The organism is Lacisediminihabitans sp. (assembly GCF_036404185.1).
In the GTDB taxonomy this organism is placed as follows: Bacteria; Actinomycetota; Actinomycetes; order Actinomycetales; family Microbacteriaceae; genus Lacisediminihabitans.
Window position 1 is genome coordinate 1 of the sequence record NZ_DASWPB010000003.1, and the last position, 15,865, is coordinate 15,865.

General features: G+C 67.5%; 17 protein-coding genes. 10 read left to right on the plus strand and 7 right to left on the minus strand.

Features of this window, described 5'->3' with window-relative positions:
- Positions 1–260: 260 nt before the first annotated feature.
- The 3 genes from VGC18_RS00095 to VGC18_RS00105 are packed head-to-tail and all read right to left on the minus strand — an operon-like array spanning position 261 to position 2,056.
- A complete protein-coding gene (locus VGC18_RS00095; RefSeq protein WP_331092942.1) occupies positions 261–962 on the minus strand; it encodes a MerR family transcriptional regulator in 702 nt (233 codons plus the stop codon).
- Positions 962–1,441, minus strand: coding sequence for an FHA domain-containing protein (locus VGC18_RS00100; RefSeq protein ID WP_414672839.1), 480 nt, complete (start codon positions 1,439–1,441; stop codon positions 962–964). The genes VGC18_RS00095 and VGC18_RS00100 overlap by 1 nt, the downstream gene beginning before the upstream one ends.
- A gap of 21 nt (positions 1,442–1,462) precedes the next feature.
- Positions 1,463–2,056, minus strand: a complete 594-nt coding sequence (locus tag VGC18_RS00105) for a CDP-alcohol phosphatidyltransferase family protein (protein ID WP_331092946.1) — start codon at positions 2,054–2,056, stop codon at positions 1,463–1,465.
- A 70-nt stretch (positions 2,057–2,126) separates the two neighbouring features.
- On the opposite strand from VGC18_RS00105, the gene VGC18_RS00110 reads away from it, so the two are divergent.
- Genes VGC18_RS00110 through VGC18_RS00120 form a run of 3 tightly spaced genes read left to right on the plus strand, consistent with a single transcriptional unit; the run spans position 2,127 to position 3,809 of the window.
- A complete protein-coding gene (locus tag VGC18_RS00110) occupies positions 2,127–2,948 on the plus strand; it encodes a DUF1295 domain-containing protein (protein WP_331092973.1) in 822 nt (273 codons plus the stop codon).
- Between the two features lie 23 nt (positions 2,949–2,971).
- The gene (locus VGC18_RS00115) at positions 2,972–3,415 is read left to right on the plus strand and encodes a hypothetical protein (RefSeq protein ID WP_331092947.1); all 444 of its coding nucleotides are present in this window, start codon (positions 2,972–2,974) and stop codon (positions 3,413–3,415) included.
- 22 nt (positions 3,416–3,437) lie between these two features.
- Positions 3,438–3,809 (plus strand): RNA-binding S4 domain-containing protein, encoded by a 372-nt coding sequence (locus VGC18_RS00120; RefSeq protein WP_331092949.1) that lies wholly within the window; start codon positions 3,438–3,440, stop codon positions 3,807–3,809.
- A 13-nt stretch (positions 3,810–3,822) separates the two neighbouring features.
- Here VGC18_RS00120 and VGC18_RS00125 read toward each other — a convergent pair whose 3' ends face one another.
- A complete protein-coding gene (locus VGC18_RS00125) occupies positions 3,823–5,037 on the minus strand; it encodes a S1C family serine protease (protein ID WP_331092951.1) in 1,215 nt (404 codons plus the stop codon).
- A 231-nt stretch (positions 5,038–5,268) separates the two neighbouring features.
- On the opposite strand from VGC18_RS00125, the gene VGC18_RS00130 reads away from it, so the two are divergent.
- Both VGC18_RS00130 and VGC18_RS00135 read left to right on the plus strand, forming a co-directional pair.
- Positions 5,269–6,705, plus strand: a complete 1,437-nt coding sequence (locus VGC18_RS00130) for a purine-cytosine permease family protein (RefSeq protein ID WP_331092953.1) — start codon at positions 5,269–5,271, stop codon at positions 6,703–6,705.
- Positions 6,702–7,163: a nucleoside deaminase gene (locus VGC18_RS00135; RefSeq protein WP_331092955.1), complete on the plus strand. Its 462-nt coding sequence runs from the start codon at positions 6,702–6,704 to the stop codon at positions 7,161–7,163. The genes VGC18_RS00130 and VGC18_RS00135 overlap by 4 nt, the downstream gene beginning before the upstream one ends.
- Before the next feature lie 7 nt (positions 7,164–7,170).
- Here VGC18_RS00135 and VGC18_RS00140 read toward each other — a convergent pair whose 3' ends face one another.
- On the minus strand, positions 7,171–7,683 hold the full coding sequence (locus VGC18_RS00140; protein WP_331092957.1) for a mycothiol transferase: 513 nt from the start codon (positions 7,681–7,683) through the stop codon (positions 7,171–7,173).
- Between the two features lie 167 nt (positions 7,684–7,850).
- Between VGC18_RS00140 and VGC18_RS00145 the strand changes: the two genes are divergently transcribed.
- Positions 7,851–9,254, plus strand: a complete 1,404-nt coding sequence (locus VGC18_RS00145) for a GAF domain-containing serine/threonine-protein kinase (RefSeq protein ID WP_331092959.1) — start codon at positions 7,851–7,853, stop codon at positions 9,252–9,254.
- A 208-nt stretch (positions 9,255–9,462) separates the two neighbouring features.
- On the opposite strand, the gene VGC18_RS00150 is transcribed toward VGC18_RS00145, so the two are convergent.
- Positions 9,463–9,945, minus strand: coding sequence for a nitroreductase/quinone reductase family protein (locus VGC18_RS00150; protein WP_331092961.1), 483 nt, complete (start codon positions 9,943–9,945; stop codon positions 9,463–9,465).
- Between the two features lie 66 nt (positions 9,946–10,011).
- On the opposite strand from VGC18_RS00150, the gene VGC18_RS00155 reads away from it, so the two are divergent.
- The 3 genes from VGC18_RS00155 to VGC18_RS00165 are packed head-to-tail and all read left to right on the plus strand — an operon-like array spanning position 10,012 to position 11,605.
- The gene (locus VGC18_RS00155; RefSeq protein ID WP_414672838.1) at positions 10,012–11,052 is read left to right on the plus strand and encodes an LLM class flavin-dependent oxidoreductase; all 1,041 of its coding nucleotides are present in this window, start codon (positions 10,012–10,014) and stop codon (positions 11,050–11,052) included.
- 44 nt (positions 11,053–11,096) lie between these two features.
- Positions 11,097–11,348, plus strand: a complete 252-nt coding sequence (locus VGC18_RS00160; RefSeq protein ID WP_331092965.1) for a type II toxin-antitoxin system prevent-host-death family antitoxin — start codon at positions 11,097–11,099, stop codon at positions 11,346–11,348.
- Positions 11,345–11,605, plus strand: a complete 261-nt coding sequence (locus VGC18_RS00165) for a Txe/YoeB family addiction module toxin (RefSeq protein ID WP_331092967.1) — start codon at positions 11,345–11,347, stop codon at positions 11,603–11,605. The genes VGC18_RS00160 and VGC18_RS00165 overlap by 4 nt, the downstream gene beginning before the upstream one ends.
- Before the next feature lie 18 nt (positions 11,606–11,623).
- Here VGC18_RS00165 and VGC18_RS00170 read toward each other — a convergent pair whose 3' ends face one another.
- Entirely contained in the window at positions 11,624–13,051 is a 1,428-nt protein-coding gene (locus VGC18_RS00170; RefSeq protein WP_331092969.1) for a glucose-6-phosphate dehydrogenase (NADP(+)), read from the minus strand.
- 237 nt (positions 13,052–13,288) lie between these two features.
- Here VGC18_RS00170 and VGC18_RS00175 point away from each other — a divergent pair, with 237 nt between their 5' ends.
- Positions 13,289–15,757: a phosphoketolase family protein gene (locus tag VGC18_RS00175; protein ID WP_331092971.1), complete on the plus strand. Its 2,469-nt coding sequence runs from the start codon at positions 13,289–13,291 to the stop codon at positions 15,755–15,757.
- The last annotated feature ends 108 nt before the right edge of the window (positions 15,758–15,865 follow it).

Consider the following 15,865-nt stretch of genomic DNA (forward strand, 5'->3'; position numbering starts at 1 on the left):
TCGGGCAGGCCGTCGGTGAAGAGCAGTCCGAGATCGTAGCGAGAATCCTCACCACGGGTACCGAGCTCGCTCATCTGACTGCCTTTCCATTCTCTCGACCTGCTGCATCCGTCATTCCCAACGTTCAAGGAATGGTTGATACTTCTGTGTGGTCCCACGTTACCGAGACCGGCACCGGGATCGGCGACATATCGATCTACCACGTCGGCGTGTCGGTCAGATTCTCCGTTCGAACGACGTCGTTCCCGAAGACCTCCAGCTTAGGGGTCGAGACGCGTCAGCGCAGAGCGAATCAGGCTGCTGCGCACGATCTCCAGCTGACCGGCGATCTCGCGGGCCAATTCCGCCGCCTTGGCCCTGCTCGACGCATCCTTGCGGCGCGCCACCGGGATGAGGGCACTCTCGATGAGGCCCAGCTCACGTTCGGCCGCCGCGCGGAAGCCGCGCAGATGCCTCGGCTCGATGCCGGACCGCTGGAGCTCGACGAGCGAGCGAAGCACGGCGAGCGCATCCTCGCCGTAGAGATCGGATGCCCCGATCAGGGACGACGAGACCGCATCGTTGAGCAGCTGGGGTGTCGCGCCCGCCTCGCGGACGAGCTCGTCCCGCTGCATGCGTCGCTCGCTGGACAGGATCGACGGAGAGGCGAAGGTCGACCCGCCGGGAAGCGAGGGGACCCGGCCGGCGTCCAGATCGTCGAGGTACCCCCTGATCACCTTGAGCGGCAGGTAGTGATCGCGCTGCATGGTGAGCACGAACCGCAGCCGGTCGAGGTCGGCGGCGGAGAACTTGCGATACCCGGATTCCGTGCGGGCGGGGCAGATCAGCTGCCGCTCCTCGAGAAACCGCAGTTTCGACGGGGTCAGATCGGGGAACTCGGAGGTGAGGCGGGCCAGCACCTGGCCGATGCTGAGAAGGGTGGCAGCCCCAGGCACACGAGCCTGGGCCGAGGAACGCCCCACTACTTGGTCGCCTGATTGGCGAGATCCACCCGCGAAGCATAGAAGGTCAGTCGGAACTTGCCGATCTGCACCTCGGCACCGTCTTTGAGGAGGGCGTTGTCGATCCGCACACCATCGAAGTAGGTGCCGTTGAGGCTGCCGAGATCCTTGATCTCGAAGACCTTTCCGTGCCGCAGGAATTCGGTGTGCCGACGCGAGACGGTCACATCGTCCAGGAAGATGTCGGCGTCCGGATGCCTGCCGGCGGTGGTCACATCCGAATCGAGCAGAAATCGAGCTCCGATATCCGGCCCCCGCCGAACCACCAACAGTGCAGAGCCGGACGGCAGCGCCGCGATGGCCTGCTGCTCCTCCGGCGAGACCTCGCCCGCGAGGGCGGCCAGCTGGGCCGCGAAGTCCCCGCTCAGGTTGAGGGTGGTTGTGTCGTTCTCGCGAGGGCGGTCTTCATCGTCGTCAGCGGCAGTTCCCGAGTCGACCATCATGCACCTCCCGTGCTTCTCTTAGCGCCCAAGCGTATCGGATTCGGCCGGTGCGTCCACCCTCGGAATCCTGATCACCCGCACGGTCTCCCGAAGGTAGATAATGCCCGCCCACCAATACAGGAAAGCCCCCCAGACCGCGAAGGCCCAGCCGATCGGGACGGTCAGCCAGGCGATCGAAGGGAAAGCCTGACCGAGCATGAGGATCGGCAGCGCATAGAAGAGGCAGAACGTCGCCACCTTGCCGAGATGGTGCACGGGCAGCGGCCCGTAGCCGTGGTTGGCGAGCACGATCCCGAGCACGAGCAGCATGAGGTCACGGGCGACGATGATCGCGAGAAGCCACCAGGGGATCACCGCGCGGATGGCGAGGCCGATGAGGGTGGCGAAGATGAAGAGCCGGTCGGCCGCGGGATCCAGCAGCTGTCCGAGCCGCGAGATCTGGTTCAGCCCCCTGGCCAGCACCCCGTCCAGGTAATCGGTGATGCTCGAGACGACGAGCACGAGCAAGGCGAAGGCGTCATAGCCCAGGATGATGAGGACCAGGAACACCGGCACGAGCAGCAGCCGGATGAAGCTGAGGACGTTGGGAATCGTGAAGATTCGGGAACTCACCGGATTTCGCTGTTGAGACTCCACAGTGATCGAGTCTATCCACAGCCCACGTCAAGGATAGGATTCGATGATGACCCCACTCCTCGTCGTTTTCTGGATCGCGATCGCGGTGTGCGCCTTCTGCTGGATCGCCTCGCTGATCACCAGGGACAATTCCTGGGTCGATCGCATCTGGTCGATCGTTCCCGTCGTGTACGTCTGGGTGTTCGCGGCGTTCGCCGGGCTCGGTGACCTCAGGCTCGATGTGATGGCGGTTCTCGTCACCCTCTGGGGAGCCCGGCTCACCTTTAACTTCGCACGCAAGGGCGGATACAACGGCGAGGAGGACTATCGCTGGCCCGTCCTGCGGGCACGGATGAAGCCGTGGCAGTTCCAGATCTTCAACCTGCTGTTCATCGTCCTGTACCAGAACGCCATCCTGCTGCTCATCGCCCTGCCGGCGCTGACCGCCTACGACCATCAAACGGCGTTCACGCCGCTGGATGCCGTCCTCGCGCTCCTGTTCCTTGCCCTGCTGATCGGCGAGACCGTCGCCGATCAGCAGCAGTGGAACTTCCACGCCTGGAAGCGTGCGGAGGTCGCGGCCGGACGGGAACCGAATCCCCGGTTCCTGCAGTCCGGTCTGTTCGCCTTCTCCCGGCATCCGAACTTCTTCTTCGAGCAGGCCCAGTGGTGGGTTCTGTTCTTCATCGGCACGGTCGCGGCCGGTTCGGTCTTCCAGTGGACGGTGCTCGGCGCCGTGCTCCTCACCGGCCTGTTCGTCGGCTCGACGGTCTTCACCGAGAGCATCAGCCTCACCAAGTACCCGGAATACGCCGACTACCAGAAGCACACCTCGGCCGTGATCCCCTGGATCCGACGGAAAACGCGGCCGGGATCCGTCGCCGTCTAGTCGGAGTCGGGTAGCGTCGCAGGATGTCCTGCATCCGCTTCAACACGCCGGCGCAGCGCCAGGCGATGCGCGATCACCGTCCCGTCATGCTCACCGCCGAGCAGGCGGCCGCTCTGCATCCCGCTCCCCCGGTGACCGACACCAAGATCCTGCGGCTGCGGCTGCTGGCCGCCGACGGCAATCCCAAGATCCGCGAGAGCGTCGCGAGCAGCTATCACGCTCCCCTGGATCTGTTCGAGTCCCTGGCCAGGGACCCCGACGAGGGAGTGCGCTCCTGCGTCGCCAGGAACGAGTCGGCGCCCTGCGACGTGCTGCGCTCCCTCGCCGACGATCCCTCCGAGCGCGTCCGGGGTTTCCTCGCGATCAACTTCTTGGTTCCCGCGGATGTCATGGACCGTCTCGCCGAGGACACCAGCGAGACGGTTCGCTCTCTCGTGGACTGGAAGAGCTCGCTCGCGACGGCCTGAGCCGGAGGCCTAGAGTCGGACCATGGACGCCGCGACGAGCACCCGGGTGGATGCCTGGGTGTGGGCCGTCCGGATGGCGAAGACGCGGTCCGCCGCGACCACCGCGTGCAAGGCGGGCCACGTGCAGGTCAATGGCGAGCGGGCGAAGCCAGCGCAGCCCGTTCACGTCGGGGACGAGGTCAGGGTGCGCGGCCCGGAGTCGGAGCGCACGGTGCGGGTGGCACGCATCCTCAGCAAGCGGGTGGGAGCCGTCGTCGCCGCGGAGTGTTTTGTCGACCTCACCCCGCCCGCGCCCCCTCGGGAAGAGGTCGCCGCGGCGGTGCAGCGCGAACGCGGCGCCGGCCGCCCCACGAAACGCGAACGACGCGAGCTCGAGCGGCTGCGCGGGAGATGACCCGCCCCGGCCGTCAGTTCGCCGGACCCTGGGCGAGGGTGACCGGTGAGTCGTGGGTCGTTCCCGCCGCATCCGTCCAGGAGAGTGTCACGGTGTCGCCGGCCGCGTGGTCGCCGAGGGCCGTGCTCAGCGCGGCGGCCGACGGCACGGCGGTTCCGTCGATCGCCGTGATGGTGTCGCCAGCGACGAGACCGATCCCGGCCGCGGGGGTGCCCGCGACCACGCCGATCACCGCCGCGCCGCCGGCCGAGCCGATGCTGGCCGAATCGATCCCGGCCTCGCCACTCGAGGCGGAGGTCTCCACCCCGAGGAACGCCGGATAGCCGATGGTGATGCCCGAGGTCTCGCCTCCCGCCTCGATGAGGCTCGCGACCGCCAGGGCCTTGCCGATCGGGATCGCGAAGCCCTCGGTCTCCGATCCGCCGGAGCTGGCAGCGGTGTCGATGCCGATCACCTCGCCCTCCGCGTCGTAGAGCGGGCCGCCGGAGTCGCCCGCCTGCACGTCGGCATCCGTCTGGATGAGCCCGGTCAGCGTCTCGGCGTTGCTCGAATCCTCGTCGGACGCCGTGATGGTCTGGTCGAGCGCGGTGATGGCTCCCGACGCGCGGGTCAGCTCTCCCGTTCCCCCCGCATTGCCCACCGCCGTCACCGCGTCTGCGACCGCGGCGTCGGCGTCGGTGTCCAGGGTCGCGGTCTTCAACCCGGAGGCGCCCTCGAGCCGGAGGACGGCGATGTCGTCCGTCGGGTCCGTGCCCACGACATCCGCCGTGTAGACCGCGCCGGTGGAGACCACCGTGACGCTGATGCTCGTCGCGCCGTCGACGACGTGGTTGTTGGTGACGATCTCGCCGGACGAGCTGAGCACGATGCCGGTGCCCGCCGCCTCAGCCTCCTGGTAGCCGAGGACGGTGGTGATGGTGACAACACCGACCTGCTGCGCATCGGTCGCGGAGAGCGCGGAGAGGCTCGACGCCCGTGAGGCGGTGGACCGTGGGGTCGTCGCCGCCGGCCCGAAGGCCGAGCCCGACGAGGAGGTCCCGCCGTCCGCCGCGACCAGGTGGCCACTCGTCGCGATGCCGCCCGCCCCGCAGACGATGGCCAGTGCGCCGACCGCCCCGACGATCACGACGGTGCGCCTCCTCCACCGCCGGCGGGACGCGGGGCGCGCCGCCTCCGCGGCCGTCGGCGACTCGGGTGCGGCATCCGGCTCGACATCCTCGGTGTTCATGATCCTCTTCCTTCCGAGCGACCCCTCCGGTCGTTTCGGAATCAAGCAGAACTCCGCGAGCTATGCGATTCCTATGACTCAACCGGATGATACCGGGGAGTCGGATGGAGGTTGTCTGGACGACCGAGCGAAGGGCGATGAGGAGGGCCTTTGCACAGCGCCATGTAAATTGCGTGTGAAGTCCTTGACTTTTGGCAAAAGCGGGTGTGTCCGGCTCCCTAGAATTTAGCCATGACAGATACAGCGGCGACGATAGCGCCGACCAAGGCCACGTCCGTCGAAGCAGGCGGCATCGAAGCGATCCCGCCGAGCAAGCGCCACGGTTCCCCGTGGCAGCTCTTCGCCACCTGGACGGCACCGAACCTCGAGTTCGCCACCATCTTCGTCGGCGTCATCGCCGTCGCCTTCTTCGGGCTCGGCTTCTGGCAGGCCATGGCCGCGCTCGTGCTCGGCACGGCGGCCGGCGCGCTCACCCAGGGCATCCTGTCCACCTGGGGGCCCCGGGAGGGGCTGGCCCAGCTCGTCCTGAGCCGCACGGCCTTCGGCTACCGCGGCAACATCCTGCCCGCCGCGATCAACACGATCATGGCGGGGCTCGGCTGGTTCGCGGTCAACTCCGTGAGCGGGGCCTTCGCCCTGTCGACCCTCACCGGCATGCCCACCTGGATCGCCCTCGTCATCATCGTTGTGCTCGAGGTGGCCGTCGCCTTCATCGGCCACGACCTGGTCCAGGTCTTCGAGCGCTATGCCAGCTACATCCTCGGTGCGATCTTCATCATCGCGACGATCACGATCTTCGTCCACGCCCCGCTCACGGTGAAGGGCAACGGCTTCAGCTTTGCAGGCTTCACCCTCGCCGCCGGTGCCGCCTTCGGCTATGCCGCCGGCTGGAACCCCTACGCCGCCGATTACAGCCGCTACCTCAAGAAGGCCACCAGCAAGATCACCATCGGCTGGGCCGCCGGACTCGGCAACCTCATCTCCTGCGTCGTCCTCATGGCGGCCGGAGCCGCCGCCGCGACCATCGCCGGGTTCAATCCGGACGACCCGACCAGTTCGTTCACCGCCTCGATGCCCGTGGTCATCCGCGACCTCACGCTCATCGCGATCGCGGTCGGCGCCATCGCAGCCAACGCGCTCAACATCTACTCCGGCGCGATGTCCTTCCTGGCCGCCGGCATCAAGATCCGGTTCTCCCTCCGCCGCGCGATCATCGCCCTCGGCTTCGGCATCATCGGGTTCTTCATCGCCCTCAGCGCCGTCATCAACGCCTCCCTCAGCGGTACCTACGAGAACTTCCTCCTGGTCATCGCCTACTGGATCTCGCCCTGGCTCGGCGTGGTGCTCGTCGACCGCTTCCTGCGTCGAGGCACCGAGATCGGCACACTCGTCACCGAGAAGGCGAAGTACCGGAACGCCGCGGGCATCCTGGCCTTCCTGTTCGGCCTCGTCGTCTCCGTGCTGCTGTTCTCGAACCAGACCTTCTTCACCGGGTTCCTCGCCAAGGCGCCTTCGCCGATCGGCGACCTCACCGCCATCGTCGGCTTCGTGCTCTCCGCCGTCGCCTACTACTTCTTGTTCAAGGCATTCAAGCCGGCTCTCGGCGGCCCGCTCGACGCCACCCCGGATGTGGTGATCGGCGTCGACGCCGCGGACGACGTGGCGTGAGCGAGACGATCTACTCGACGGACGCCGAGAAGCTGGCCGTCGCGACGGCCGAGGCGGAACGAGGGGCGGCGGAGGGCGGCATCCCCATCGGGGCCGCCCTGCTCTCCTCCGACGGCAGGCTGCTCGGCAGCGGTCACAACCGGCGGGTGCAGGACGGCGACGCCGCGATGCATGCGGAGACGAACGCGTTCCACAATGCGGGCAGGCAGCGGAGCTATCGCGACACCGTGATGGTGACGACGCTCTCCCCGTGCTGGTACTGCTCCGGGTTGGTGCGTCAGTTCGGCATCGGCCGCGTGGTCGTCGGCGACGACACGAGCTTCCTCGGCGGCCAGGAGTGGCTGGCGGAGAACGGCGTGGACGTCACGGTCGTGAACGACCCGAAACTCATCGAGATGATGGGGACGTTCATTCTCGACAATCCGGCGCTCTGGAACGAGGACATCGGCGAGGACTGAGCCGGGATCAGCGCCGACTGACGATCCCGCGCAGGAAGCCGGCCTGACCGAGGTGCTGGAGGTCGTCGGAGATCACGCTCACGAGACGGACGGCGAGGGTCACCGGCGGGTTCCAGTTGCGATCGACGATGCGATCGAGGTCATCGTCGGTCAGTCCCTCGAGGTAGCCGATCGTCGCACCGCTCACGGCGTCGTGGTAGTCGGCGAGCAGCGCGCCGGAGACGTTCCTGACCGCGGCCACCTCCTCGTCGGACTGCCCGTAGCCGGTCGCGTCGTCCGGGAACGGCAGGGCGAAGCGCCGCGCCCATCCCCCGGCGGTCCAGACCTGCTCGGTTCCCATGGCATCCGCGAGGTGGTCGTCCTGCACCCGGCTGAGGTGCCAGAGCAGCCAGGCGATGGAATTGCTGCCCTGCTCGATGCGCGTTGACAGCTGGGCCTCGTCGAGGTCGCGGACGGTGCGTCGCAGCCCGTCGCGGATCCGACCGAAGGCGTCGATGAGGATGTCTGTGCTTGCGGTCATGTCTCGACGATACTCGCCTCGTTTTCCTCGACGAGGGGATATCCGTTTTGCCGCCACCTGTCAATGGGGTTCGGGAAATGCGGTCCGCCGCCCGGAATGAGAGACAATTTCCTGAACGTCACGAACATGGCATCGTCCAGAAAACGCCATCGGAAAGGATGACCGCCATGCCACGGCCGGCGAGTGGGGTGCTGCAGGGGCGATACCGTCTCGATCAGCTGATCGGGCGAGGCGGCATGGGCTACGTCTACCGGGCCAGGGACGAACAGCTGGGCCGCGACGTGGCCGTCAAGGTCTTCATCGCCAGCACGAAGCCAGAGGACGTCCGCCGCCAGGAGGACGAGGTCAACCTTCTGGCGTCCCTCAATCACCACGGCCTCGTGACCCTGCTGGACGCCGCGATCGACCGCAGCGAGGAGGGACGTCCCCGCATCTTCTTCGTGATGGAGCTCGTCGAGGGAGCCGATCTCGAGCGCAGGCTCGCGCGCGGCCCGCTCACCGCCAGGCAGATCGCACAGATCGGCTTCGACCTCGCGGAGGGACTCCAGTACATCCATCACCGCGGGGTCGTGCACCGCGACATCAAGCCGTCGAACATCATGATCGTCGACTACCAGGACGACAGCACCCGTGCCCGCGCCAAGCTCACCGATTTCGGCATCGCCCTCGTCACCGAGCACACTCTGTCGACGCCGGAAGGGCTGACCACGGGAACGGCCGCCTATCTCAGCCCTGAGCAGGTCAGGGGCCGTCCCGTCGGACCGGCCAGCGACGTCTACTCCCTCGGCTTGGTGCTGCTCGAGTGCTTCACCAGGACCCTGGCCTTCCCGGGGGCGACCCCTGTCGATTCCGCCACGGCCAGGCTGAACCACGACCCGGACATCCCCGCCGACCTCGGCGACGACTGGCGCAACCTCATCGCCGCGATGACCGCCCGCGACCCCGAGGATCGCCCGACCTCCGCCGAGCTGGTCCTCGCACTGCGTCAGAGCGTCTTCTCCGAGACCGGCCGGCACCGGCTCACCGAGGCTCCGGCCGCGGCCGTCGACGAGGTGGCGCGGATGAACGCGGTCGAGCGCTACGGCCTGCTGGACACCCCTCCCGACGACACCTTCGACCGGATCGCCGCCATCGCCGCCCGGGTGATGTCGACACCCGTCGCGCTGGTCAGCATCGTCGACCACCACCGCATCTGGTTCAAGGCCCACCACGGACTCGATCTGCTGCAGGTGGACAGGGATCCCGGCTTCTGCGCGTCCGCCATCACCCAGGACACCCCCTGGATCGTCGAGGATGCGCGCAGCGACCCGCGTACCGCCACGCATCCGCTCGTCGTCGGCGACTTCGGCCTGCAGTTCTACGCCGGGGTGCCGCTGACGACCCGTGACGGCCAGAACCTCGGCACGCTCTGCGTGCTCGACTTCGAGCCGCGCGAGGTGACGGCCGATCAGATGGCGACCCTGCAGGACCTGGCGAGGCTGGCCATGAACGCGCTCGAACTGCGCTGGGAGAATAGCCAGCTCTCGGCGCCGGCGACCTCGTCACCACCCCTGGCCGAGGTCGATCGCTAGCGCGGATCCCGGTCGCGATCCATGCGGTCCCAGCCCATGCCACTGGCGGGAGAAACTGCGTCGCGGAGGGAGAAGGTTTAGCCCCATGCCACCTGCGGCGGGAGAAACTGTGTCGCGGCGGGAGGCGGGTCTCCCGCCGCGAGTCAATCTGCCCGCCGCGAGGTGCCATATCTCCCGCCGCGACCAACCTCCTAGCCAAGTACAGCGGTTAGCGCGGTTCCAGCCGGAAGATGCGGAGGATCCTGCCGGAGGCCCGCTCATACCCGCGATAGCCCGGCCACTGCCGCTCGATGAAACGCCAGACCTCTTCGCGCTCGTCATCGCCGATGAGGGTCGCCCTGACGGGAATCCGCCGTCCGTGCAGCCTCACCGCCGCATCCGGGTTGACCATGAGGTTGACCGTCCAGGCCGGATGACTGTCGCGGGCGAAATTGCTTCCCGTCACGAGCATCCGGTTCCTGCCCTCAGGACAGTACATCAGGGCGGTCTCTCGTTCGATTCCCGACTTCGCCCCGATCGTGTAGAGCACCAGAGAGGGCACAAGCAGACCGCTCATCTGCACCCTGCCCCTGGTGAGCCAGGCCATGCCCTTCTCGAGCGGGGGCATGACGGTCGGGCCCACCCTCCGGAAGAAGATGGTGCGCGAGAAACGGGCGACGACGATGCGGACTCCGCGAACAAGGGATGGCACCGGTCGATTCTCGCCGGTTTGCGCCCCAGCCACCAATCCACCACCGGCCGGCCATACGCTGAGGTGATGAAGAAACGCATCGGCTTTCTCTCCTTCGGTCACTGGCAGCCCATCCCCGGCTCGTCCACCCGGACCGCGCAGGACGCCCTCCTGCAGAGCATCGAGCTCGCCGTCGCGGCCGAGGAGCTCGGCATCGACGGCGCCTATGTGCGGGTGCATCACTTCGCCCGTCAGCTCGCCTCCCCGTTCCCCCTGCTGGCAGCCATGGCCGCCCGCACCAGCCGCATCGAGCTCGGAACGGCCGTCATCGACATGCGCTACGAGAACCCGCTGTACATGGCAGAGGAGGCCGCCGCGGCGGACCTCATCGCATCCGGCCGGCTCCAGCTCGGCGTCAGCCGCGGGTCACCAGAGCCTGCCCTGCGCGGCGCGGAGGCGTTCGGCTACCTGCCCGCGGACGGGGAGACGGATGCCGACATGGCCAGGGCGCACACCGCCCTGTTCCGCGCCGCGATCGACGGCGCCGGTGTGGTGCTCTCCGATCCGCAGATGACGGGATCGAGCATCCCTCTCGCGATCCAACCGCAGTCGCCCGGCCTCTCCGAGCGCATCTGGTGGGGCTCCGGAACGCGGCAGACGGCCGTCTGGACGGCGGAGCAGGGTCTCAACCTGATGAGCTCCACCCTCCTCAGCGAGGACACCGGCGTACCGTTCGACCAGCTCCAGGCCGAGCAGATCGCGCAGTTCCGGGCCGCCTGGGCGGAGGCGGGCTGGGAGCGCGAGCCACGGGTCTCGGTGAGCCGGAGCGTCATCCCGATCGTGTCCGACCTCGATCGCGAGTACTTCGGCGGCCGATCCGCGGAGAACCAGGATCAGGTGGGCTACCTCGACGGCGGCATAGCCCGTTTCGGCAAGAGCTACACCGGCGAGCCGGACGCGATCGCCGAACAGCTGGCGGCCGACGCGGCCGTCCAGGATGCCGACACGGTGCTGCTCACGGTGCCGAACCAGCTCGGCGTCGACTACAACGCCCGCCTGCTCGAGACCATCGCGAACCACGTCGCCCCCGCCATCGGGTGGGAGCCGAATCCCCGGACCACTGCCTGACATCAGTGGTACGCTTTTCGGTACCACATGAAGGGAAGCGACCGATGTCCGCGATCACCGCGACCGACGCCCGACGAAACCTGTTTGGGCTCATCCAGCAGGTCAACGACGACCACGCTCCGGTCGAGGTCGTGTCAAAGCACGGCAATGCCGTCCTCATCTCCAAGGACGACTACGACGCGATCATCGAGACCGCCTACCTGTTGCGGAATGCGAAGGGTGCTGAACGGCTGCTCGCGGCGCTCGAACGCGCCCGTCGCGGCGACTTCGAGGCCCACGAGCTGCTCGAGGCGTGAACCGCCACCTCGCCTTCGATGCGAACGGCTGGGAGGACTACACCTACTGGCGGGGCCAGGACAGGAAGACCCTCCAGCGGATCAATCTCCTGCTTCAGGATGTCCTGCGCGATCCGTTCACCGGCGCCGGCAAGCCCGAGCCGCTCAAGCACATCCTGTCCGGCGCGTGGTCCAGGCGCATCGATGAGGCGAACCGCCTCGTCTACCTCGTGACAGAGACGCACATCGTCGTGCTGCAGGCACGGGACCACTACTGAACCTCGGGCGGCGTCCCGTCAGTCGCGCTGCCGGTCGAGCAGCCATCCGTCCGGGGCGGCCAGCTCGGCGGAGGCATCCGGTCCGGACGAGCCACGGGCATAACCCACGACCGGCGGCGGATCGTCGAGGATCGGAGCGATGGCCGCCCAGGTGCTGGCGAGCCCGTCCGGCCGGGTGAACAGCGAACGATCGCCGACGATCACGTCATTGATGAGCTTGACGTACGGCGGCAGCGGATCGGCGTCCTCGACCTTCTTCAGCGGCAGGTAGTCATCCGCCGTCGCCAGCCGGAACTTGGCACCCGGCTCCTTGACCACCAGCTCCAGGTCGATGCCGCCAGAGCCGGACAGGTCGATCGTGAGCACGTTGCCGGGCGCGGGAAGATCGTGTTCCAGCGGGCCGTCCGATGGCTGCCGGAAGATCAGGCTCACCCGCTGTCCGTCCAGGGCGAGCTGTTTGCCGGTACGGAGGAGGAACGGAACGTCCCGCCAGCGATCCGTGTCGATCCACAGCCTGGCGGCGACGAAGGTGTCCGTGGTGGAGTCCTTCGGGATCCCCTCGGTGTCGGTGTAGCCGTCGAACTGGCCGAGCACCACGTCCTCCTTGGCGAGAGGACGGAACGCCGCGATGACGGATTCCCTGGCCGTCTGCAGGTCCTCCGCACCCATCGACAGCGGCGGCTCCATGGCGATCTCGGCCGCCAGCTGGAAGAGATGGGTGACGACCATGTCGAGCAGGGCCCCCGTCTCGTCGTAGAACGCCGCCCGGTCGGCGATGTCGAGGGTCTCGGGAACGTCGATCTGCACGGCCCGCACGTGCCGGCGATTCCAGACGCTGTCGAACAGGCCGTTGCCGAACCGAAGCGCGTGCAGGTTCTGGGTCCCCTCCTTCCCCAGGAAGTGGTCGATGCGGAAGACCTGCTTCTCATCGAGCACCCGATGCACGGCCTCGTCCAGCTCCGCGAAGTTCTCCGGCGACGTGCCGAAGGGCTTCTCGTAGACCACCCTCGCGCCCTCCGCGAGACCGTGCTCGCCGAGACCCTCCGTGATGCCGATGAACGCCGCGGGCGGGATCGCGAGGTAGTGGATGTACTGAACGTCGCTGCCGAGCTGCTCCCTGGCCTCGTCCAGGACGTCGAGCATGGTTCCCGGGCTCGACTTCTCGAAGCCGCCCCCGGCAAAACGCAGGTTGGCGCTGAACTCCTCCCACGGGCCGTCCTCGGGTTTCGGGCCGAACTCCTCGAGCACGTCGTGCACGTGCTGCCTGAAGTCCTCGTGGCTGACGTCACCGCGGCCGTTGCCGACCAGCAGCCACATCTTCGGAAGCAGTCCGTGCTGGGCGAGCTGGAAGAACGCGGGAAGGACCATGCGCTTGGCGAGGTCTCCCGTCGCGCCGAACAGCACGAAGACGGTGGCGCCCGGGTCGGGCTCTGAGCGGTCTGGCATCGGGCTGTTCTCCTTATGATCCTTGGGTTCCATCCGAGACAATGGCATCGTCCCCCAGGGGCGCACGGTACACCGCGTCCTGGGTGGCGGAAGGGCGGAGGGCCCTTGCCTCACATTCCCGGAAATATCAAGAGCCGTCCGGCACATGGGACCCGTGCCGGAGGGCGTAACCTCAGGGAAAACGGAACAGTGTGTGTCGTCACGACGGTGATGCCTGCTTCCGCGATCGGAGATACCATGCTCAGCCCCACATCCGAGACCACCAGCTGGCCCACACACGAGGTTTCGCCGCTTGACAAGGCCACCCTCGCCAAGCTCGACGCCTGGTGGCGTGCGGCGAACTATCTGTCCGTCGGCCAGATCTACCTTCTCGACAACCCCCTCCTGCGCCAGCCGCTGACGCGCGATCACATCAAGCCGCGACTGCTCGGCCACTGGGGGACGACCCCGGGGCTCAACTTCATCTACGCGCACCTGAACCGGGTCATCCAGGAGCGCTCGCTCAACACCATCTACATCACCGGCCCGGGCCACGGCGGCCCCGGCATGGTCGCGAACGCCTACCTGGACGGTACCTACAGCGAGGTCTACTCGAACATCGAGCAGAACGAGAACGGCGTTCGCAAGCTCTTCCGCCAGTTCTCCTTCCCTGGCGGGATCCCGAGCCACGCCTCGCCGGAGCTGCCCGGTTCGATCCACGAGGGCGGCGAGCTCGGATACGCCCTGAGCCACGCCTACGGCGCGGCCTTCGACAACCCGAACCTCCTGGTCGCCGCCGTCGTCGGCGACGGCGAGGCGGAGACCGGCCCGCTCGCGACCAGCTGGCACTCCAACAAGTTCGTCAACCCGCTCGAGGACGGGGTCGTGCTGCCGATCCTCCACCTCAACGGATACAAGATCGCCAACCCGACGCTGCTCGCCCGCATCCCGGAGAGCGAGCTGCTCGACCTCATGCGCGGCTACGGTCACACGCCGTACATCGTCTCCGGCGGATTCGACGGCGAAGACCCCGCACTCGTGCACGCCCGCATGGCCGAGACGCTCGACCAGGTGCTCAACCAGATCGCCCAGATCAAGGCGGATGCCGCGGCAGGCACCCTCGAGGGCCGCCCGGCCTGGCCGATGATCATCCTGCGCACCCCCAAGGGCTGGACCTGCCCGAAGGAGATCGACGGCAAGCCGGCGGAGGACAGCTGGCGCTCGCACCAGGTCCCGCTCGCCGACGCCAGGGACACCCCGGCGCACACCAAGGTGCTCAACGACTGGCTGCTCTCCTACCGGCCGGAGGAGCTCTTCACCGAGGAGGGCGCGCCGGTCGAGCTGGCCACCGCCCTCGCCCCCGAGGGCGACCTCCGGATGAGCGCGAACCCCCACGCCAACGGCGGCATCCTCCGCAAGCCGCTGAAACTGCGTGACTTCCGCGACTACGCCGTCGACGTGCCGTCCCCCGGCGCGACGATCACCGAGGCCACCAGGCAGCTCGGCGTCTGGCTGACCGACGTCATCCGCGACAACCCGACGAACTTCCGGATCTTCGGCCCGGACGAGACGGCCTCCAACCGCCTCGCGCCCCCCGTCTACGACGCGACCGACAAGCAGTGGAACGCCGAATACATCCCCAGCGACGAGCACCTCGCCAGGGCGGGCCGGGTGATGGAGATGCTCAGCGAGCATCAGTGCCAGGGCTGGCTCGAGGGATACCTGCTGACCGGCAGGCACGGGCTGTTCACCTCCTACGAGGCCTTCATCCACATCGTCGACTCGATGTTCAACCAGCACGCCAAGTGGCTCAAGGTCACCCGCGAGATCCCGTGGCGCAAGCCGATCTCCTCGCTGAACTACCTGCTGTCCTCCCACGTCTGGCGCCAGGACCACAACGGCACCTCCCACCAGGACCCCGGCTTCATCGACCACGTGGTGAACAAGAAGGCCGACGTCGTGCGCGTCTACCTGCCCTTCGACACCAACACCCTGCTCAGCACCTACGACCACTGCCTGCGCTCCGTCGACTACGTGAACGTCGTCGTCGCCGGCAAGCAGCCGACGGCGAACTGGCTCACCATGGACCAGGCCGTCGAGCACTGCACCCGCGGCCTCGGCCTGCTCGAGTGGGCGGGGACGGAGACGGCCGGCCAGGAGCCGGATGTTGTGCTCGCCGCCGCTGGCGACGTGCCGACCCTCGAGGTCCTCGCGGCCGCGTCCCTGCTCCGCCAGTACGTGCCGTCGCTGAAGGTCCGGGTGGTCAACGTCGTCGACCTCATGCGTCTGCAGAGCGAGGGCGAGCACCCCCACGGCCTGAGCGACCGGGAGTACGACGCGATCTTCACGGCGGACAAGCCGGTGATCTTCGCGTACCACGGCTACCCCTGGCTGATCCACCGCCTCACCTACCGCCGTCACGGACACGACAAGATGCACGTGCGCGGATACAAGGAGGAGGGCACGACCACCACGCCGTTCGACATGGTGATGCTCAACGACCTGGACCGGTTCCATCTGGTCATCGATGTGCTCGACCGTGTTCCTGGGCTTGCAGCCCGGGAGGCCGGGTTGCGCCAGGACATGCAGGACGCGCGTCTGGATGCGCGCGCCTACACCCGTTCGCACGGCGAGGATCACCCGGACGTCGCCGGGTGGACCTGGGGCAGCGCAGCAGCGGGCGCGACCCCGACTGCGCGATTCGACGACACCGGGAACGACAACTGACGCCCGAACTCAGTCCGGTTCGACGGTCAGATTGTTGTGCACTTCGGTGACATGGCCTGAGCCCCAGACCGCTCGCTCCGCGGCCTTCTTCTCGTGCCACGAACGGAC